The 17,721-nt window shown below is 71.1% G+C and carries 18 protein-coding genes; 8 read left to right on the plus strand and 10 right to left on the minus strand.

Annotated features, from left to right (window positions below):
• Positions 1 to 404: 404 nt before the first annotated feature.
• Together tyrS and ACIP4Z_RS29315 are read right to left on the minus strand one after the other, a co-directional pair.
• Entirely contained in the window at positions 405 to 1,664 is a 1,260-nt protein-coding gene (gene tyrS, locus ACIP4Z_RS29310; protein WP_355333623.1) for a tyrosine--tRNA ligase, read from the minus strand.
• Positions 1,665 to 1,764: 100 nt separating this feature from the next.
• Entirely contained in the window at positions 1,765 to 2,400 is a 636-nt protein-coding gene (locus ACIP4Z_RS29315) for a DNA-3-methyladenine glycosylase (RefSeq protein WP_391044243.1), read from the minus strand.
• Between the two features lie 92 nt (positions 2,401 to 2,492).
• On the opposite strand from ACIP4Z_RS29315, the gene ACIP4Z_RS29320 reads away from it, so the two are divergent.
• The 3 genes from ACIP4Z_RS29320 to ACIP4Z_RS29330 all read left to right on the plus strand — a co-directional run bounded on the left by ACIP4Z_RS29320 (position 2,493) and on the right by ACIP4Z_RS29330 (position 4,839).
• Complete coding sequence (locus ACIP4Z_RS29320) at positions 2,493 to 3,290, plus strand: sporulation protein (protein ID WP_401313153.1); 798 nt, start codon at positions 2,493 to 2,495, stop codon at positions 3,288 to 3,290.
• 54 nt (positions 3,291 to 3,344) lie between these two features.
• Positions 3,345 to 3,884, plus strand: a complete 540-nt coding sequence (locus ACIP4Z_RS29325) for a YbhB/YbcL family Raf kinase inhibitor-like protein (protein WP_401313156.1) — start codon at positions 3,345 to 3,347, stop codon at positions 3,882 to 3,884.
• A 445-nt stretch (positions 3,885 to 4,329) separates the two neighbouring features.
• Complete coding sequence (locus tag ACIP4Z_RS29330; protein ID WP_188279862.1) at positions 4,330 to 4,839, plus strand: HNH endonuclease; 510 nt, start codon at positions 4,330 to 4,332, stop codon at positions 4,837 to 4,839.
• 82 nt (positions 4,840 to 4,921) lie between these two features.
• On the opposite strand, the gene ACIP4Z_RS29335 is transcribed toward ACIP4Z_RS29330, so the two are convergent.
• Together ACIP4Z_RS29335 and ACIP4Z_RS29340 are read right to left on the minus strand one after the other, a co-directional pair.
• Positions 4,922 to 5,689: a sulfite exporter TauE/SafE family protein gene (locus ACIP4Z_RS29335; protein ID WP_355333633.1), complete on the minus strand. Its 768-nt coding sequence runs from the start codon at positions 5,687 to 5,689 to the stop codon at positions 4,922 to 4,924.
• Positions 5,690 to 5,828: 139 nt separating this feature from the next.
• Entirely contained in the window at positions 5,829 to 6,785 is a 957-nt protein-coding gene (locus ACIP4Z_RS29340) for an SPFH domain-containing protein (protein WP_355333636.1), read from the minus strand.
• A gap of 123 nt (positions 6,786 to 6,908) precedes the next feature.
• Here ACIP4Z_RS29340 and ACIP4Z_RS29345 point away from each other — a divergent pair, with 123 nt between their 5' ends.
• Positions 6,909 to 7,040, plus strand: coding sequence for a pentapeptide repeat-containing protein (locus tag ACIP4Z_RS29345; RefSeq protein WP_401313161.1), 132 nt, complete (start codon positions 6,909 to 6,911; stop codon positions 7,038 to 7,040).
• On the opposite strand, the gene ACIP4Z_RS29350 is transcribed toward ACIP4Z_RS29345, so the two are convergent.
• Together ACIP4Z_RS29350 and ACIP4Z_RS29355 are read right to left on the minus strand one after the other, a co-directional pair.
• Entirely contained in the window at positions 7,033 to 7,464 is a 432-nt protein-coding gene (locus ACIP4Z_RS29350) for an NfeD family protein (RefSeq protein WP_317452506.1), read from the minus strand. The genes ACIP4Z_RS29345 and ACIP4Z_RS29350 overlap by 8 nt on opposite strands.
• Positions 7,465 to 7,522: 58 nt before the next feature.
• Positions 7,523 to 8,314 (minus strand): ABC transporter ATP-binding protein, encoded by a 792-nt coding sequence (locus tag ACIP4Z_RS29355; RefSeq protein ID WP_355333638.1) that lies wholly within the window; start codon positions 8,312 to 8,314, stop codon positions 7,523 to 7,525.
• Positions 8,315 to 8,437: 123 nt separating this feature from the next.
• Between ACIP4Z_RS29355 and ACIP4Z_RS29360 the strand changes: the two genes are divergently transcribed.
• Positions 8,438 to 9,226, plus strand: coding sequence for a hypothetical protein (locus ACIP4Z_RS29360; protein WP_391044235.1), 789 nt, complete (start codon positions 8,438 to 8,440; stop codon positions 9,224 to 9,226).
• Between the two features lie 168 nt (positions 9,227 to 9,394).
• On the opposite strand, the gene ACIP4Z_RS29365 is transcribed toward ACIP4Z_RS29360, so the two are convergent.
• The 3 genes from ACIP4Z_RS29365 to ACIP4Z_RS29375 all read right to left on the minus strand — a co-directional run bounded on the left by ACIP4Z_RS29365 (position 9,395) and on the right by ACIP4Z_RS29375 (position 11,717).
• The gene (locus ACIP4Z_RS29365; RefSeq protein WP_188279867.1) at positions 9,395 to 9,640 is read right to left on the minus strand and encodes a chaplin; all 246 of its coding nucleotides are present in this window, start codon (positions 9,638 to 9,640) and stop codon (positions 9,395 to 9,397) included.
• 276 nt (positions 9,641 to 9,916) lie between these two features.
• The gene (locus ACIP4Z_RS29370; protein ID WP_093714340.1) at positions 9,917 to 10,561 is read right to left on the minus strand and encodes a response regulator transcription factor; all 645 of its coding nucleotides are present in this window, start codon (positions 10,559 to 10,561) and stop codon (positions 9,917 to 9,919) included.
• Positions 10,554 to 11,717, minus strand: coding sequence for a GAF domain-containing sensor histidine kinase (locus ACIP4Z_RS29375; protein ID WP_355333645.1), 1,164 nt, complete (start codon positions 11,715 to 11,717; stop codon positions 10,554 to 10,556). Before ACIP4Z_RS29375 ends, ACIP4Z_RS29370 begins: the two co-directional genes overlap by 8 nt.
• Positions 11,718 to 11,910: 193 nt before the next feature.
• Here ACIP4Z_RS29375 and ACIP4Z_RS29380 point away from each other — a divergent pair, with 193 nt between their 5' ends.
• From ACIP4Z_RS29380 to ACIP4Z_RS29390, 3 genes are all read left to right on the plus strand, one after another.
• Positions 11,911 to 12,639: an SDR family NAD(P)-dependent oxidoreductase gene (locus ACIP4Z_RS29380; protein WP_391124676.1), complete on the plus strand. Its 729-nt coding sequence runs from the start codon at positions 11,911 to 11,913 to the stop codon at positions 12,637 to 12,639.
• A complete protein-coding gene (locus ACIP4Z_RS29385; RefSeq protein WP_401313167.1) occupies positions 12,636 to 13,814 on the plus strand; it encodes an S-adenosylmethionine:tRNA ribosyltransferase-isomerase in 1,179 nt (392 codons plus the stop codon). The genes ACIP4Z_RS29380 and ACIP4Z_RS29385 overlap by 4 nt, the downstream gene beginning before the upstream one ends.
• Before the next feature lie 252 nt (positions 13,815 to 14,066).
• Positions 14,067 to 14,900 (plus strand): lytic transglycosylase, encoded by an 834-nt coding sequence (locus tag ACIP4Z_RS29390; RefSeq protein ID WP_355333654.1) that lies wholly within the window; start codon positions 14,067 to 14,069, stop codon positions 14,898 to 14,900.
• A 99-nt stretch (positions 14,901 to 14,999) separates the two neighbouring features.
• Here ACIP4Z_RS29390 and ACIP4Z_RS29395 read toward each other — a convergent pair whose 3' ends face one another.
• Entirely contained in the window at positions 15,000 to 17,699 is a 2,700-nt protein-coding gene (locus ACIP4Z_RS29395; protein WP_401313170.1) for an FHA domain-containing protein, read from the minus strand.
• Positions 17,700 to 17,721: the final 22 nt, after the last annotated feature.

Here is a 17,721-nt window from a genome sequence, read left to right on the forward strand (position 1 = left end):
CATATCTGGCGTTGACTTTTGGCACGCTGTTGAGTTCTCAAGGAACGGAAGCTTCCTTCAGACCGTTTCACCGGCCCTCCGGGCTTTCCCTTCGTGTTTCCAACCCTACCAGATCCGCTGTGCGTTTCCGGCCCCTGATTGGATCGGGGTTTGTTTCCCGCCTTTCGGCGTGTCCACTACGTTAGCCCATTTCCCGGGCGACTCATAATCGAGTCCATCGAATTGGATTTTGGCGCACCAAAATACAGCCCGATGACCGGGAAGACGTAGGTAGTGGGAGGCCGCCCGGTGCGGTAGGGGCTGATGTGAACCATCCCCACCGTTTTGGCGGCTTGGACTACGTTACGCACGAGCGGCGACCGAGTCAAGCTCGGCCGCCGCTCAAACGTAGATTTCCAGCCGTGTCAAGCGAGTTCGACCGCTCCGAGGTTCTTCTTGCCCCGGCGCAGCACCAGCCAACGACCGTGGATCAGATCGGAGTCGGCGGGAACCGCGTCCTCGCTGGTCACCTTGGTGTTGTTGAGGTACGCGCCGCCCTCCTTGATGGTGCGGCGGGCGGCGGACTTGCTCGGGACCAGCTCGATCAGGGCCAACAGGTCGGCCACCGGGGCCAGTTCACTGACCTGCGCCTTCGGGAGTTCGCTGAGCGCGGCGGCCAGGGTGGCCTCATCCAGGTCGGCGAGTTCGCCCTGGCCGAAAAGTGCCTTGGAAGCGGCGATCACGGCGGCGCACTGGTCGGCGCCGTGCACCAGCGTCGTCAGCTCCTCGGCGAGGGCGCGCTGGGCCGCGCGGGCCTGCGGGCGTTCCTCGGTCGAGCGCTCCAGCTCCTCGATCTCCGCCCGCGAGGCGAAGCTGAAGATGCGCAGGAAGGTGGCGATGTCACGGTCGTCGGCGTTCAGCCAGAACTGGTAGAAGGCGTACGGCGTGGTCATCTCCGCGTCGAGCCAGATGGCGCCGCCCTCGGTCTTGCCGAACTTGGTGCCGTCCGCCTTGGTGATCAGCGGGGTGGCCAGCGCGTGCACCGAGGCGCCCTCGACGCGGTGGATGAGGTCGATGCCCGCCGTGAGGTTGCCCCACTGGTCGCTGCCGCCGGTCTGGAGCGTGCAGCCGTACCGCCGGTACAGCTCCAGGAAGTCCATGCCCTGGAGGATCTGGTAGCTGAACTCCGTGTAGCTGATGCCCTGGTCGGAGTTGAGGCGGCGGGCCACGGCCTCCTTGCTGATCATCTTGTTCACCCGGAAGTGCTTGCCGATGTCGCGCAGGAACTCGATGGCCGACAGGCCCGACGTCCAGTCCAGGTTGTTCACCATGGTCGCGGCGTTGGGCCCCTCGAAGGAGAGGTAGGGCTCGATCTGGGCGCGTACCCGCTCGACCCACTCCGCGACGACCTCGGGCGCGTTCAGCGTGCGCTCGGCCGACGGCTTGGGGTCGCCGATCAGACCGGTGGCGCCGCCGACCAGTCCGAGCGGGCGGTGGCCGGCGAGCTGAAGGCGGCGGATGGTCAGGATCTGGACCAGGTTGCCGAGGTGCAGGCTGGGCGCGGTCGGGTCGAAGCCGCAATAGACCGTGACAGGGCCGTCCGCGAACGCCTTGCGCAGTGCGTCCTCGTCAGTGGAAACGGCGATCAGCCCTCGCCACCGCAGCTCGTCGACGATGTCCGTCACGGGTCTCGTGTCTCCCTCTTGTGGGTGCTGGGGGTCGGATACGGCTTCGCGTACCCGGTGCGTGAAGCGTGTCCGAGGGTACGCGGTTCCGGCCAGTCGTTTATCGACGCTTGCGCGGGGCGTGGGCGCGGTAGGGGCTGACGGTGGGGTCGCCGTCGATCCAGTAGCGCCAGGGGTGGTCGGCGCCCGCGCCGCCGACGCCGGTGCGCGGGCCGGTGCGGACGAGGGCGGGCGGGGGCGGGGTCCCGGTGAGGACGCGCAGCGGTCCGCCGGGGCCGCAGGCGTCGGCTCCGTTGAGCGAGCGGTCGACGGACAGTGCGGTGGCGAGCCGGGCGGGGCCCTGGGCGAGGTCGCTGTCCTTGCGGGAGGTGGGGCGGTGGGCGCGGGCGAGGTCGGCGCCGGTGGTGATCTCGCCGCCGCGCAGCAGGACTCCGCTGGGGGTGCCTTCGGGGCCGCAGACCAGGTTGAGGCAGAACCACATGCCGTAGGTGAAGTAGACGTAGGTGTGTCCGGGCGGGCCGAACATCACGGCGTTGCGGTCGGTGCGGCCCCGGTAGGCGTGGGAGCCGGGGTCGTTGGGGCCGTCGTACGCCTCGACTTCGGTGAGGCGCAGGGTGACCGGTCCTTGGTCGGTGGTGCGGACCAGGGTGCGGCCGAGCAGGTCGGGGGCGATGTCCAGGACCGGCCGGTCGAAGAACGCCCGGTCGAGCGGGACCTGTTCGGGTGGCGTGATCACGGTTCAGGAGCGTAGTGGAACCGGACGGGGCGTCCCGGCGTTCGTAGAGTTCGCACAGCGTGAGCCAGTGGATGCGGTCAGGGAGAGTGCGTATGGGGTTCAGGAAGATGATGGCGAGTCTCGGGGCCGGCGGGGCGTCGGTGGAGACGGAGCTGCACCAGGCCGATGTGGTGCCCGGCGGGGTGGTCGAGGGTTCGGTGCGGGTGCAGGGCGGTTCGGTCGAGCAGCGGATACAGGGGCTGACGGTCGGGTTGCAGGCGCGCGTCGAGGTGGAGCGCAGGGACGCGCAGGGCAATGAGACGGAGTCCTTGCAGAACATCGAGTTCCATACGCAGCAGATCGCCGGCGAGTTCATGGTGCGGGCGGGGGCGGTGCACGATGTGCCGTTCTCGTTGGAGGTGCCGTGGGAGACGCCGGTGACGATGTTCATGGGGCGGCAGCTCACGGGGATGAACGTGGGGGTGACGACGGAGTTGCAGATCGCCCGCGCGGTGGACAAGGGGGATCTGGACCCGGTGAACGTCCACCCGCTGCCCGCGCAGGAGGCGCTGCTCGACGCGTTCGGGCGGCTGGGGTTCGCCTTCAAGAGCGCGGATCTGGAGAAGGGGACGATGCGGAACACGCGGCAGCGGCTGCCGTTCTACCAGGAGATCGAGTTCCGTACGCCGGAGCAGTACCGAGGGCTCAAGGAGGTCGAGCTGACGTTCGTCGCGGACGGCGAGGAGATGGATGTCGTCCTGGAGATGGACAAGAAGCCGGGGCTGTTCGGCGGCGGCAGTGACACGTACCGCTCCTTCACGATGAGCATGCACTCCTTCGAGGAGACGGACTGGGCGGCCTATCTGCACCAGTGGCTCGCCGAGGTGGGCGGCAAGCGGAACTGGTTCTGACGGGGGCCCTAGGCTCGGGGCGGAATCAATCGTGTGCGATCAGGAGGTGTCGAGGTGACCGAGCAAGCGCGACGGCCGCTCCCCCATGACTTCCACCCGCAGGTGCCGGAGTTCACCGTGGTGAGCGACGACGTGGAACCGGGCGGGGTACTCAAGGACGATCAGGTGTACGCGGCGGGCAATGTCTCGCCGCAGCTTCGGTGGGAGGGGTTCCCGGCCGGGACGAAGAGCTTCGCCGTCACGTGCTACGACCCGGACGCGCCGACCGGCAGCGGTTTCTGGCACTGGGTGCTGTTCGACATCCCCGCGTCGGTGACGGAGCTGCCGCGCGGTGCGGGTTCCAGTGCTTTCCCGGGGCTGCCCGCGGGCGCGACGCACGCGCGGAACGACTACGGGACGCGGGATTTCGGTGGCGCGGCGCCGCCGCCCGGTGACGGGTCGCACCGGTATGTGTTCACGGTCTACGCGGTGGACACCGAGAAGCTGGGCCCGGACGCGGACGCCTCGCCCGCGTTCGTCGGGTTCAATCTGCGCTTCCACACGCTGGGCAGGGCGCAGTTGATCGGTGAGTACGAGGTGCGGGCCGGAGGCTGAGCCCGCCGGGTCTGTCGCGCTGAGCGCTCGGGATATTACGTTGCGCTCCGCCGTTCCCCGTCGCACAGTGGTGCGTGCCTGACGACGTGACCACCGTCCTCAGGCTGTCGGCACCGCGGTGGCGGGGGCGGCCGGGCGTCTGCGTCCGCCGTCTGCCGGAGTTCGGTCTGCGGGCCGGGCGTCCACGCCGACGGACGCGCTCCGGGTGCCCGTTCGACACGGGGGACGGCACCCGGAGCGCAGACCTTTCCCCGGGACGAGCCCCCGGCCGAGCCCGGAGGGACGCGGGGACGTGCCCCGGCGCGGAATCCGGGATGAACAGGACCTTTCCACCTGTCGATCTTCCGGTTGCGGCCGTGAAATTGCGTTGTCGGCGGCCGTGTCCCGGGGCCACAGTGGATCCACTTCGCCATGGGGGCGGGGCAGGGCCCGGGAGGTGGGCGGGATGCGTGAGACGCTGGTGCTGAATGCGAGCTTCGAGCCGCTGTCGACGGTGTCGCTGCGGCGTGCTGTCGTGCTGGTGATGCAGGACAAGGCCGTCGTGGAGCAGGCGCATCCCGGGCTGCGCATCCGTGCCGCCGCGGTGGAGGTTCCGGTGCCGCAGGTGATCAGGCTCTGCCGGTACGTGCGGGTGCCGTTCCGACAACGGGCCCCGTGGTCGCGGCGCGGTGTGCTGGTACGTGACCGGCACCGGTGCGCGTACTGCGGGCGCAGGGCCACCACGGTCGACCACGTGCAGCCGAAGTCGCGCGGGGGCGGTGACACCTGGCTGAACACGGTGGCCGCGTGCGGCGAGGACAATCAGCGCAAGGCGGACCGTACTCCCGAGCAGGCGGGGATGCGGCTGCTGGTCCGGCCGTTCGAGCCGACGCCGGCGGACACGCTGCTTTTGGCGCTGGGGGTGCGGGACGGGTTCGGGCTGCCGGAGTGGCTGCCCGTTCCGGCGTCGGCCTGAGCGCCCCTTCGCGTGCGGGGAATCGAGGTCGTGGGGCCGTGAGGTCCCGACGGGGCGGGGCCCTTCCCTTCGGGGAGGGGCCCTATTTCAGCAGGAGTTGGACGATCGCGGCGGTGCCGACGACCACGATGAGTCCGCGCAGGGCGGCGGGCGGGAGGCGGCGGCCGACGCGGGCGCCGATCAGGCCGCCGATGACGGCGCCGCCCGCGATGAGGCCGACGGCGGTCCAGTTCATGTGGGCGACGATGATGAAGAAGAGGGCCGCCACGCCGTTGACGACGGCGGCGAGGACGTTCTTCATGCCGTTGACGCGTTGCAGGGACTCGTTGAGCACCAGGCCCATCAGGGAGAGGTACAGCACGCCCTGGGCGGCGCCGAAGTAGCCGCCGTACATGCTGGCGAGCAGCATGCCGACGACGAGGGCGGTGCCGCCGTGGGCGGGGGCCTGGGTGCCGGTACGGTCGCGGCGGGCCTGGACGGCGCGGGCCAGGCGGGGTTGCAGCACGACCAGGACGAGCGCGATGGCGATGAGGACGGGGACGATCGCCTTGAACGCCGTGGACGGCAGGGTGACGAGCAGGACGGCGCCGATGAGTCCGCCGACGAGGGCGACGGCGCCGAGCCGCAGCAGGCGCGGTCGCTGGCCCTGGAGTTCACCGCGGTAGCCGATGGCGCCGGTGATCGAACCGGGCACAAGGCCCAGTGAGTTGGACACGTTGGCCGTGACGGGCGGCAGTCCGACGGCGAGCAGGACGGGGAAGGTGATCAGCGTCCCCGAGCCGACGATGGTGTTGATGGTGCCCGCGCCGATTCCGGCCGCGAACACGGCGAGGGCTTCCGGCAGAGTCATGCGTCGTCTCCATGATCTTCGCGCGTCCTCCCCGCCGTCGAGGTCGAGGGGTGCGCGGCGATCATGTCATAGGGGGCTGCGGCGGGCTTCCGGGCCGGGGCGGTCCTCGTCAGTGCTGGTCAGTGCTGGTCAGCGCTCGTCAGTCCTTGTCGAAGGGCGGGGACTCGCGGCGCGGGGCGGGCGCGGTGGCGGGCTCGCGTGAGCCGTTGCCGGGAGCGCCGGGGGCGCCCGGGAGGTTGACGATGCCGCCGAGGCCCTTGAGCGCGTCGTTCAGCTCGCTGGGGATGATCCACAGCTTGTTGGCGTCGCCCTCGGCTATCTTCGGCAGCATCTGGAGGTACTGGTAGGCGAGGAGCTTCTGGTCGGGGTCGCCCGCGTGGATCGACTCGAAGACCGTGCGGATCGCCTGGGCCTCACCTTCGGCGCGCAGCGCGGCGGCCTTGGCGTCACCTTCCGCGCGCAGGATCGAGGACTGCTTCTCGCCCTCCGCGGTGAGGATCTGGGACTGCCGGATGCCCTCCGCGGTGAGGATCGCGGCGCGCTTGTCACGGTCGGCGCGCATCTGCTTCTCCATCGAGTCCTGGATGGAGGTGGGCGGTTCGATCGCCTTCAGCTCGACGCGGTTGACGCGGATGCCCCACTTGCCGGTGGCCTCGTCCAGGACGCCGCGCAGTGCCGCGTTGATCTCCTCGCGGGAGGTCAGGGTCCGCTCCAGGTCCATGCCGCCGATGATGTTGCGGAGCGTGGTGACGGTGAGCTGCTCGATGGCCTGGATGTAGCTGGCGACCTCGTACGTCGCGGCGCGGGCGTCGGTCACCTGGTAGTAGATGACGGTGTCGATGTTGACCACCAGGTTGTCCTGGGTGATCACCGGCTGCGGCGGGAACGGCACGACCTGCTCGCGCAGGTCGATGCGGTTGCGGATGGTGTCGATGAACGGCACCACGATGTTGAGGCCGGCGCTGAGGGTCCGGGTGTAGCGGCCGAAGCGCTCGACGATGGCGGCGCTGGCCTGCGGAATCACCTGGACCGTCTTGATCAGCGCGATGAAGACGAGCACCACCAGGATGATCAGGACGATGATGATGGGCTGCATGTCCACTCCCCGCGCGGGTCGGCTGCGGGAGTACGACGTACTCCGGCATGATCAATTCTGGCAGAACGGCCGCCTGTCGCGGGCGGGTTCGGTGATTTCCCGGCCCTCGTCGGCGACGTTCGGATGTCGGGTGTTCGGATGTCGGGTGTTCGGATGTCGGGTGTTCGGATGTCGGGTGTTCGGATGTCGGGTGTTCGGATGTCGGGTGTTCGGATGTCGGGTGTTCAGGTGTCCGAAGGCCGGGTGTTCAGATGACGACGGCGGTCGCTCCGTCGATCTCCACCACGTCCACCTGCTGCCCCGGGTCGTAGACCCGGCCGTGCTCCAGGGCGCGGGCCGACCAGACCTCTCCGCCGAGTTTGATCCGTCCGTTGGCACCGCCGTCGACACGTTCCAGGACGACGGCCTGCTTGCCCTTGAGGGCGTCGACACCGCTGCGCTGTTCCGGGCGTTGCCGGTTGCGGTACGCGATGGGCCGTACGAAGACCAGCAGCGCGACCGAGACGACGACGAAGACGATCACCTGGGCGACGATCCCGCCGCCCATTCCGGCCGTGACCGACCCGGCCACCGCTCCGACCGCGAACATCCCGAATTCGGGCATCGCCGTGATCACCAGCGGTATCCCGAGACCCACTGCCGCTATCAGCCACCACACCCATGCGTCCACGTCGCCAATCGTAGGCGTGCGGAGGGCAGTTGCGGCAGTACGCAATGGAAACCCGGACGAAAACCCTTCAGGACAGCGGCAGTCCGGCGGCCGTCCAGCGGTCGCCGCGGCGCTCGACGACCAGCGGGAGGCCGAAGCAGCGGGACAGGTTGCGGGAGGTGAGTTCGAGGTCGATCGGTCCCGCGGCGACGACCTTGCCCTGCTGGATCATCAGGACGTGGGTGAAGCCGGGGGCGATCTCCTCGACGTGGTGGGTGACCATGATCATCGAAGGGGCGATGGGGTCGCGGGCCAGCCGGCCGAGGCGGCGGACCAGGTCCTCGCGTCCGCCGAGGTCGAGACCGGCGGCGGGCTCGTCGAGCAGCAGCAGCTCGGGGTCGGTCATCATCGCGCGGGCGATCAGGGTGCGCTTGCGCTCGCCCTCGGACAGGGTGCCGAACTTGCGGCCGAGGTACTCGCTCATCCCGAGCCGGTCGAGGAACGCGCGGGCGCGGTCCTCGTCGACCTGCTCGTACCCCTCGTTCCAGGTGGCGGTCATGCCGTACGCGGCGGTGAGGACGGTCTCCAGGACCGTCTGCCTGCGCGGCATCTTCTCGGCCATGGCGGCGCCCGCCATGCCGATCCGCGGCCGGAGTTCGAACACGTCCACGTTGCCGAGCTTGTCGCCGAGGATCTGGACGGTGCCGGTGGTGGGGAAGAGATAGCTGGACGCGACATTGAGCAGGGTGGTCTTGCCCGCCCCGTTGGGTCCGAGGATGACCCAGCGTTCCCCCTCGGCGACCGACCACGACACGTGGTCCACCAGAGCCCGTCCGTCGCGGACCACGGATACGTCCACCAGCTCCAGCACATCGCTCATGAGCGCGTTGTCTCCCATTGCAGTCTCGGCTGTCTGCCGTGTGCGCGGGTAGGCACCGGCAGAAGGATCCCCCGGGGAAAACTTACGCCACCGCGCGACGGGTCCGTTCCATAGGCTGGGGGCATGCTTGATGAACCTCGCTCAGGGCGGCTGACCGCGTGGGGAAATGCCCTGCTTGCCGGACTTGCCGCCCCCGATGACGTCGCACAGGAGATCACGGCGGACGACGCCGTGCACCGGATCTCGGGGCTGCCGGGTGAGCATGTCCCGGTGGGGCTGACGCTGGGGCTCGGCAGGCTGCGCGCGCTGGGCGTGACGGGGCTGCGGCTCGCGCTGCCGGTGGCCGGGCATCCGCTGGGGCTGAGCGGGCCGCCGGAGTTCAACGCGCGGGCGCTGGCCGCGGGCGAGGCGGTGGTCACCGTCGGCGGCGCGGCGCTCGGTCTGGTGCCCGAGGTCCGCGAGGCGGGCCCGGCCGGCGATGTGCACGTCGAGGTCGAGTGGCGGTGCCTGCCGGTACGGGACGCGCCGCCCGCCGATGTACCGTCGCTGAGCGAGGCCGAGCGGGAGCTGGCCGAGGCGCTGCGGGACGCCACGAACGCGCTGGCGCGGCTGGACGTGGCGGGCGCGGGTCCGTCCGCGCACGCGGCGCTCGAGGCGTACCGGGCGCGCGCCGAGCGCGGCGGCGAGGTGCTCGCGCCGGGGTATCCGCCGCGCGCGGTGCGGGTGCTGGCGCTGGCGCAGCGGGTCGCGGCGCTGGTGGAGATCGCCTCCGACGGGCACGGCGCGGCGGTGAGCGCGTCGCAGATCGCGGCGCGGGCGGAGCTGCTGCGGCCGGTGGAGCGTACGGCGCGCAGGGCGCAGGTGGCGGCGTACAACGCGTATGTCGAGGAGGCGGAGCGGCGCAGGACCTGACATCCCACGCGGGGCGCGGCACGGGACCTGACGTCCCCGCGCGGGGCGCGGCGCGGGACCTGACATCCCACGGCGCGGCGGCGCGTGGGGAGGCCCCGCGGCTACGGGGAGGGATCCCGTGCCGCGGGGCCTTCGGCGAGGCGGGCCGGAAGTCCGCGTCGTCCGTGGTTACTTGTTGACGGCGACGTTGCCGAACGCCGGGTTCAGCAGGCCGATCACGTTCACCGAGTTGCCGCTGAGGTTGACCGGGATGTGCACCGGAACCTGCACCAGGTTGCCGGAGCCCACGCCCGGGGACTTCACGGCGGTGCCGCACGCGTCGGCGCCGCTGGCGGCGGAGGCCACACCGGTACCGGCGACGGCCAGGCCGCCCGCCACGAGGGTGACGGTCGCGGCCTTCTTGAGGTTCATCACTTCGAACTTCCTCTTTGCTGGGGGCACCTCCCAGCCGTGGCTGGGGGTGCACCGCGGCAATCCGCCGCGGTACGCCCTGCAGAACGGGTCAGCGTGGATCAGGTTGCGCCGTTCGGACGACATACACCCGACAGTATGAATCTCACTCCGCCGAACGGATGCCCGCACGGACAGGTGGACGGTGGCCCGCACGGGCACGCGGTGGTCGGCCCGCACGGCCACGTGGTGGTCGGCCCGCACGGACAGGTGGACACGGTGGCGCCGCGAGCGGTCCCGTCAGTTCCCCACGCCGTTGCGCACCGCCCACAGCGCGGCCTGGGTGCGGTCGGCGAGGTCGAGCTTCATCAGGATGTTGGAGACGTGGGTCTTGACCGTCTTCTCGGAGAGCACCAGCGCGCGGGCGATCTCCCGGTTCGAGCGGCCGTCGGCGATCAGGCCGAGGACTTCGCGCTCCCGCTCGGTCAGCGCGTTGCCCCGGCCCTGGCCGGTGCCGCCCTGCTCCTGGGAGAGCAGCGCGCCCGCGACCTCGGGCTGGAGCAGGACGTGCCCGGCGTGCACGGAGCGGATGGCGTCGGCGAGCGCGACCGGGTCCACGTCCTTGTAGACGTATCCGGCGGCGCCCGCCCGCAGCGCGGGCACGACGGTGCGCTGTTCGGTGAAGCTGGTCACGATCAGCACCCGTGCCGGGTTCTCGGCGTCGCGCAGCAGCCGCAGCGCCTCGATGCCGTCGACACCGGGCATCTTGACGTCCATGAGGATCACGTCGGGCCGCAGTTCCTGGGCGCGGGCCACGCCTTCCTCGCCGTCGCCCGCCTCGCCGACCACCTCGATGTCGCCCTGCACCTCGAGGAAGGTGCGCAGCCCCCTGCGGACGACCTGGTGGTCGTCGACCAGCAGCACGCGGATGGTGTTCTCAGCCACCGGGCACCTCCATCTCGATGACGGTGCCCTTGCCGGGCTCCGATTGCACGGTGAGCCGGCCGCCGACGCCGCCGGCCCGGTCCCGCATGGAGACCAGTCCGAGGTGCCGTCCGGCCCGGCGGACCGCGGTGGGGTCGAAGCCGCGGCCGTCGTCGCGGATCCGCAGCAGCGCGCCCTTGCCGTGGCCTTCCAGGATGACGTCCACGGCGTCGGCGTGCGCGTGCCGCAGGGCGTTGTGCATCGCTTCCTGGGCGACCCGCAGCAGCGCCTCCTCCTGCGCGGCGGGCAGCGCCCGCACCCGGACGGCGTGGAAGGTGACGTCGGCGGAGTGGACGCGGTCCAGGACGTCGGCCTGGGTGCGCAGGGTGGCGACGAGGCCGTCCTCGTCCAGGGCGGCCGGGCGCAGTTCCACCACGACGGCGCGCAGTTCGTCGGCGGCCTCGGCGGCGAGCGCCGCGACCTGCTTCAGCTCGCCCTTGGCGCGCGCCGGGTCGCAGTCGACCAGCGCGGCGGCGGCCTGGGCGGTCAGCCGCAGCGAGAAGAGTTTCTGCGAGACGGCGTCGTGCAGTTCGTGCGCGATCCTGGCCCGCTCCCCCGCCAGCGTCAGCTCGCGGCTGCGCTCGTAGAGCCGGGCGTTGGTCAGGGCGATCGCGGCGTGGTCGGCGAGGATCCGCAGCAGGTCCTCGTCGTCCTCGGTGAAGCCGCAGGTGCCGTCGGCGCCGCGGGTCCCGCCGGGGCCGCACTTCTTGTTGGCGAGGAAGAGCGCGCCGAGGATCTCGTCGCCGTCGACCACCGGCATGCCGATGAAGTCGCGCATGTCGGGGTGGTGCTTGGGCCAGCCCTGGAAGTCCTCGAAGGTGCGGACGTCGGCGAGCCGCAGCGGGGTCGCCTCGTGCAGGATCGCGGCGAGGATGCCGTGCTGCCGGGGCAGCGGGCCGATGGCCTTCCACTCCTCGTCGCTGACGCCGTCGACCACGAACTGCGCGAAGCCGCCGTGGTCGTCGGGCACGCCCAGGGCCGCGTATTCGGCGTCGAGCAGCTCGCGGGCGGACGCGACGATCGTCTGGAGGACGTCGCGCACCTCCACCTGGCGGCTCATCGCCAGGACCGCGGCGCTGACCGCTTCGATTCCGCCTCGTGGCGGCCGGATGGGCATGTCTCCACCGTACCGGCGCCGGGTGACGGTCCGTATGCGCCGCCGGACCGACCGTCCTCGGTCGTGTGGCCTAGTTCCAAGTGACCGTGAGGCGTGCGGCGGCCGGCCGAGGCGTGTGCGGCCGGGGCGTTCCTACGGTGAGGGCACGAGGTGGTCCGGCGGACGGCCGGGCCCCGGTGCGGAGGGCTGGATCATGCCGGTAGCGATCATCACGGGAGCGTCGCGCGGACTGGGGCGGGCGCTGGCCGCCGAGCTGGCGGGGCGCGGCTGGGACCTCGTACTGGACGGGCGGAACGCGGACGCGCTGCGGTCGGCCGCGGCGGACCTGGAACGGTACGGCCCGGATCACGCCGGGGGCGCGGCGGTACGGCCACGGGTGCGGGCGGTGCCGGGCGACGTGACCGCGGCGGGGCACCGGGCGGAGCTGGTGGCGGCGGCGCGCGAGCTGGGCGGGGTGGACCTGCTGGTGAACAACGCGAGCGCGCTGGGCGCTGAGCCGCTGGTGCCGCTGGCCGAGCTGCCGGTGGCGGGGCTGCGGGAGGCGCTGGAGACGAATGTGACGGCGCCCTTCGCGCTGGTGCGGGAGGCGCTGCCGCTGCTGCGGGCTGCGGGCGGCGCGGTGCTGAACGTCAGCTCGGACGCGGCGGTGGAGGCGTATCCGACCTGGGGCGGGTACGGGGCGAGCAAGGCGGCGCTCGACCATTTGTCGGCGGTGCTGGCCGAGGAGGAGCCGGGGCTGCGGGTGTGGTGGGTGGACCCGGGCGATCTGCGGACCGGGCTGTACGCGGCGGCCGTGCCCGACGACGCGGACTTCGCCGCCCGGCCGCTGCCGGAGTCGGTGGTCCCGGCCTTCCTGCGGCTGCTCGACGAGGCCGCGCCCAGCGGGCGCTACACCGCCCCGGTCCTGCTGGAGGCGCGATGAGTTCGGTACGGGAGGGCGCGCAGGCGGCGCGGTCCGCGAAGGACCCCGGGCGGGGGTCCGCGAAGGACCCCTATATAAAGAGGACAGGAGCGGACAATAAGGACATCGGGCAGGGCAGGGGCCCGGCCGGGGCTCCGCGGGCCGGGCTGGCGGGGCTGCGCGTCCCGGACTCGCTGCTCGCGACGGCCCCGGCCGCCCGCCGGGACGCGGTACGGCTGCTGGTCGGCGAGCAGCGCACCGGCGCGGTCACCCACCACGGCTTCCGCGACCTGCCGAAGCTGCTGCGGGCCGGTGACGTCCTGGTGGTGAACACCTCGCGGACGCTGCCCGCGGCCGTGGACGGGCGGCTCGACGGACGGCCGGTGGTGGTGCACTGGTCCACCCGCCGGGACGACGGCCGCTGGGTGGTGGAGGTCCGCGACCCGGACGGGCACGGCTCGACGGTCCGCAGGGCCGGCGGCCCCGCGGGCGCGGTGGTCGAGTTGCGCGCCGGGGCCCGGCTGGTGCTGGAGGAGCCGCTCGACCCGGCCGGGGACCGGCTGTGGGTGGCCGCGCCCTCGCTGCCGGACCCGGTCGCGTACATGCGGCGGTACGGGCGGCCGATCCGGTACGGCTACACCGACCGGGACCAGCCGCTGGCGGCGTACCAGACGGTGTTCTCCGCCCGGTCGACGGACGGCCTCGGCTCCGCGGAGATGCCGAGCGCCGGGCGGCCCTTCACCACGGCGCTGGTGACGGAGCTGGTCTGCCGGGGCGTGCAGGTCGCGCCGATCACGCTGCACACCGGGGTGGCGTCGGTCGAGGCGCACGAGCCGCCGTACGCCGAGCCGTACACCGTGTCGGCGGCGACGGCCTGGCAGGTGAACGCGGCGCGCGCGGCGGGCGGCCGGGTGGTGGCGGTGGGGACGACGGCGGTACGGGCGCTGGAGTCGGTGGCGGACGAGCGCGGTGTGGTGCGGCCGGGCGGCGGCTGGACGGAGCTGGTGGTCACCCCGGAGCGCGGGGTGCGCGCGGTGGACGGGCTGCTGACCGGACTGCACGAGCCGGAGGCCACGCACCTGTTGATGCTGCGGGCGCTGTCGGGCGACCGGCTGCTGGAGCGGGTCTACGCCGAGGCGCTGCGCGGCGGTTACCTCTGGCACGAATTCGGCGACGTCAATCTCCTGCTGCCATAAACGTCACATAAAGCACCCCCTCCGTCACCTTGGGCGACGGAGGGGGCGACGGCGTGTGAGGTGACCTATAGGACGTACGTCACATACTAAGTCGCCTAGTGGAAAGGGCGCCTCACGCCACTGTCCGGGGGAATGCCGATTCCGATTTGTCCCTCGACCGTCTACGAAAGGAGTTCGTAGGAAGGCTCGTTGACCTCCGTTTTCCGACCCTCTAAGAATTCTCGGGTCCGCAAACGGAAGAGGTTAATTCCTATGCAGCTCCCCACGATCCCGAAGATCGGCCGGCTTACCAAGACCCACAAGATCACGGCGGCCGGCGCCGTCGCCGCGACCGCTGTCGTCCTGGCCGTCACCGGTCTCCAGGGGACCGGCGGGACTGCCTCCGCCGCGGTCGGTGACCCCACCGGCTTCCAGGTCTCCACCGGCGACCAGGTCAAGAGCATCGAAGCGCAGGCCGGCATCGCCTCGGAGCGCGCGATCACCGAGGCCGCGGCGAAGAAGAAGGCCGCGGACGAGGCGGCCAAGAAGAAGGCGGCCGACGAGGCCGCCGCGAAGAAGAAGGCCGCGGCCGACGCCGCGGCGCGGAAGAAGGCGGCAGCGGACGCCGCCGCCAAGAAGGCCGCCGCCGACGCGGCCGCCAAGAAGAAGGCCGCGGCCGACGCCGCCGCGCAGCGCGCCAAGGACACGGCCGCCGCGAACCGTTCCACGACGCGTACCGCCGTGCAGGCCGCCCCGCAGGCCAGCACCGCCGCCACGACCACGTACACCAACGACCTGGACGGCTGGATCAAGCAGTCGCTGGCGATCATGGCCCAGAAGGGCATCCCCGGCAGCTACGACGGCATCTACCGCAACATCATGCGCGAGTCGAGCGGCAACCCGCAGGCGATCAACCTGTACGACTCCAACGCCGCCGCCGGCATTCCGTCCAAGGGCCTGCTCCAGGTCATCGACCCGACCTTCCAGGCGTACCACGTCGACGGAACCTCGTGGGACATCTACGACCCGGTCGCGAACATCACCGCCGCCTGCAACTACGCCGCGGCGAACTACGGCTCCATGGACAACGTGAACTCCGCGTACTGATCCGCGCGTTCGGCTCCCACAGCCGCAGCGCGAAAGGGCGGCGGGACCTTTCGGTCCCGCCGCCCTTTCGGCGTATTCGGATTCGCTACTTCCGTTTCACTACTTCCGCATGACTTCCGGCTCGTGGCGGCGCAGCAGCCGCGAGACCACGATGCCGCACACGACGCCGAGCAGCACCAGGACGACCATGTCGATCGTCCACTGGCTCGCGGTGTGCTTCCACAGCGCGTCGGGGTTGCCCGGGTCCCACGGCATGATCACGTTGAGATTCGCCGTCGTGCCGAGCGCGGCCACCGCCCACCTGGCGGGCATCAGCCAGGCGAACTGCTCGATGCCGGGCGAGTCGTAGAGCTGGAAGAGCACGCCGGTGAACACCACCTGGACGATGGCGAACATGACCAGCAGCGGCATCGTCTTCTCCGCGGTCTTCACCAGCGAGGAGATGATCAGGCCGAACATCATCGAGGTGAAGCCGAGGCCGATGATGGCCAGGGTCATCTCGACCGCGGGCTGGCTCTTCATGATGACGCCCTCGGTGGGCATCGCGCGCGGCGCGAACCCGATGCCGCAGATGACGGCGCCCTGCACCGCGGTGATCAGGCCGAGCACGATGACCTTGGACATCAGATACGCCGAACGCGACAGGCCGGTGGCCCGTTCCCGTTCGTAGATGACCCGTTCCTTGATCAGCTCGCGGACGGAGTTGGCGGCGCCGGAGAAGCAGGCGCCCACCGCGAGGATCAGCAGGATCGTGCCCGCGTCCTTGTTGACGCCGTGCGCCTTGACCGGTCCTGGGCCCAGGCCGCTGGCCGCCGGGATGACGATGCTGACCACACCGAGCACCGCGGGCAGGATGAACATCAGGGCGATGAAGCCCCGGTCGGAGGCGATCACCGACATGTAGCGGCGGATCAGGGTGACGAGCTGCGGCAGCCACGCCTGCGGCTTGGGCGGCCTGGCCACCTGGTGCGGGATGACCGGCGCCTGCTGCGGGGCCGCCTGGTCCAGGTCCGCGGCGTACATCTGGTAGTGCTGCGAGCCGTGCCAGCGGCCCGACCAGTCGTAGTCGCGGTAGTTCTCGAAGGCGGAGAAGACATCGGCCCAGGTTTCGTAGCCGAAGAAGTTCAGCGCCTCGTCCGGCGGGCCGAAGTAGGCGACCGAGCCGCCGGGGGCCATCACCAGCAGCTTGTCGCAGAGCGCCAGTTCGGCGACGGAGTGGGTGACGACCAGTACCGTACGGCCGTCGTCGGCCAGGCCGCGCAGCAGCTTCATGACGTCGCGGTCCATGCCCGGGTCGAGGCCGGAGGTCGGCTCGTCCAGGAATATCAGCGAGGGTTTGGTGAGCAGTTCGAGGGCGACCGAGACGCGCTTGCGCTGGCCGCCGGAGAGCGAGGTGATGCGCTTGTCGGCGTGGATGTCGAGCTTCAGCTCGCGCAGTACCTCGTTGATCCGCGCCTCGCGCTCCGCGGACGCGGTGTCACCGGGGAAGCGGAGCTTGGCCGCGTACCGCAGTGCCGTCCTGACCTGGAGTTCCTTGTGCAGGATGTCGTCCTGCGGGACCAGGCCGATGCGCTGCCGCAGCTCGGCGAACTGCTTGTACAGATTGCGGTTGTCGTACAGCACCTCGCCCTGGTCGGCGGGGCGGTAGCCGGTGAGCGCGCGCAGCAGCGTGGACTTGCCGGAGCCGGACGGGCCGATCACGCCGATCAGCGACTTCTCCGGTACGCCGAAGGAGACGTCCTTGAGGATCTGCTTGGTCACCTTGCCGTGCGGCACGGTGACGGTCAGGCGGCGGGCGGAGAAGGAGACCTCGCCGGTGTCGACGAACTCCTCGAGGCGGTCGCCGACCAGCCGGAAGGTGGAGTGGCCGACGCCGACGATGTCGTTGGGGCCGAGCAGATGGCGCTGGATCGGCTGGCCGTTGACATACGTGCCGTTGTGGCTGCCGAGGTCGACGATCTCGTAGCGGCCGTCGGGGTGCGCGCGGAACTCCGCGTGGTACCGGGAGACCTGGAGGTCGGAGACGACCAGTTCGTTCTCCAGCGCGCGGCCGATCTTCATGACCCGGCCGAGGGCGAGCTGGTGGAAGGTGGTGGGGCTGCGGACGCCCTGCGGGTGTCCGCCCGCGGGCTGCTGGGGCTGCGCGCGCGGGGCGGGCGGCTGCTGGACCGGCGGCTGACCCCAGCCGCCCTGGCCGCCCTGGCCCTGCTGGGGAGGCTGCGGCTGCCGCGCGTACTGCTGCGGCGGCACCTGCGCGGGCGGCTGTCCCCAGCCGCCGGGCTGCTGCTGACGCGGCGGGGCGGCGGGCGCCTGCGCGTGCATCTGCGCCTGCGGCTGGGCCTGGGCGGGCGGCTGGGCGTGCTGCGGGGTCGGGGCCTGCGGGGCCCCGGCCTGTCCGACGGGTGCCGCGGGGGCCGCGGCCCGCGCCTGCGGGTAGCGCTGCTGCGGCGTCGCGTGCGCGGTCTCCGCGCTGTACACATCGGCGCCGGCCTGCGCGCCCGCGGTGAAATTCAGCCGGGGTCCGTCCGTGGCGTTGCCGAGGTGGACGGTCGAACCGGCCCCCACCTCGGTCTGCTGGACCCGCTGCCCCTGTACATAGGTGCCGTTGGTGCTGCCGAGGTCCTCGATCACCCAACCGCGTTCCGCACGGCGGATGGTGGCGTGCCGCCACGACACCCTGGCGTCGTCGAGTACCAGATCCCCCGACGGATCGCGCCCCAGGCTGTACGAGCGGGACGCGTCCAGCGTCCAGGTCCGTCCGTTCAATTCGAGTACGAGTTCAGGCACCCCAAGCCCCATGTGTTGTCCCCCGAGTAGTCCC

Source organism: Streptomyces sp. NPDC088910 (genome assembly GCF_044749865.1).
In the GTDB taxonomy this organism is placed as follows: Bacteria; Actinomycetota; Actinomycetes; order Streptomycetales; family Streptomycetaceae; genus Actinacidiphila.

Excerpts from the sequence above, each read along its gene's own strand:
- ACIP4Z_RS29385 (WP_401313167.1), top strand. The coding sequence starts at position 12,636 with ATGAGTTCGGTACGGGAGGGCGCGCAGGCGGCGCGGTCCGCGAAGGAC.
- ACIP4Z_RS29320 (WP_401313153.1), top strand. The coding sequence starts at position 2,493 with ATGGGGTTCAGGAAGATGATGGCGAGTCTCGGGGCCGGCGGGGCGTCG.
- ACIP4Z_RS29355 (WP_355333638.1), bottom strand. The coding sequence starts at position 8,314 with ATGAGCGATGTGCTGGAGCTGGTGGACGTATCCGTGGTCCGCGACGGA.
- ACIP4Z_RS29340 (WP_355333636.1), bottom strand. The coding sequence starts at position 6,785 with ATGCAGCCCATCATCATCGTCCTGATCATCCTGGTGGTGCTCGTCTTC.
- ACIP4Z_RS29390 (WP_355333654.1), top strand. The coding sequence starts at position 14,067 with ATGCAGCTCCCCACGATCCCGAAGATCGGCCGGCTTACCAAGACCCAC.
- ACIP4Z_RS29345 (WP_401313161.1), top strand. The coding sequence starts at position 6,909 with ATGTCGGGTGTTCGGATGTCGGGTGTTCGGATGTCGGGTGTTCGGATG.
- ACIP4Z_RS29330 (WP_188279862.1), top strand. The coding sequence starts at position 4,330 with ATGCGTGAGACGCTGGTGCTGAATGCGAGCTTCGAGCCGCTGTCGACG.
- ACIP4Z_RS29375 (WP_355333645.1), bottom strand. The coding sequence starts at position 11,717 with ATGCCCATCCGGCCGCCACGAGGCGGAATCGAAGCGGTCAGCGCCGCG.
- ACIP4Z_RS29360 (WP_391044235.1), top strand. The coding sequence starts at position 8,438 with ATGCTTGATGAACCTCGCTCAGGGCGGCTGACCGCGTGGGGAAATGCC.
- ACIP4Z_RS29335 (WP_355333633.1), bottom strand. The coding sequence starts at position 5,689 with ATGACTCTGCCGGAAGCCCTCGCCGTGTTCGCGGCCGGAATCGGCGCG.
- ACIP4Z_RS29395 (WP_401313170.1), bottom strand. The coding sequence starts at position 17,699 with ATGGGGCTTGGGGTGCCTGAACTCGTACTCGAATTGAACGGACGGACC.
- ACIP4Z_RS29380 (WP_391124676.1), top strand. The coding sequence starts at position 11,911 with ATGCCGGTAGCGATCATCACGGGAGCGTCGCGCGGACTGGGGCGGGCG.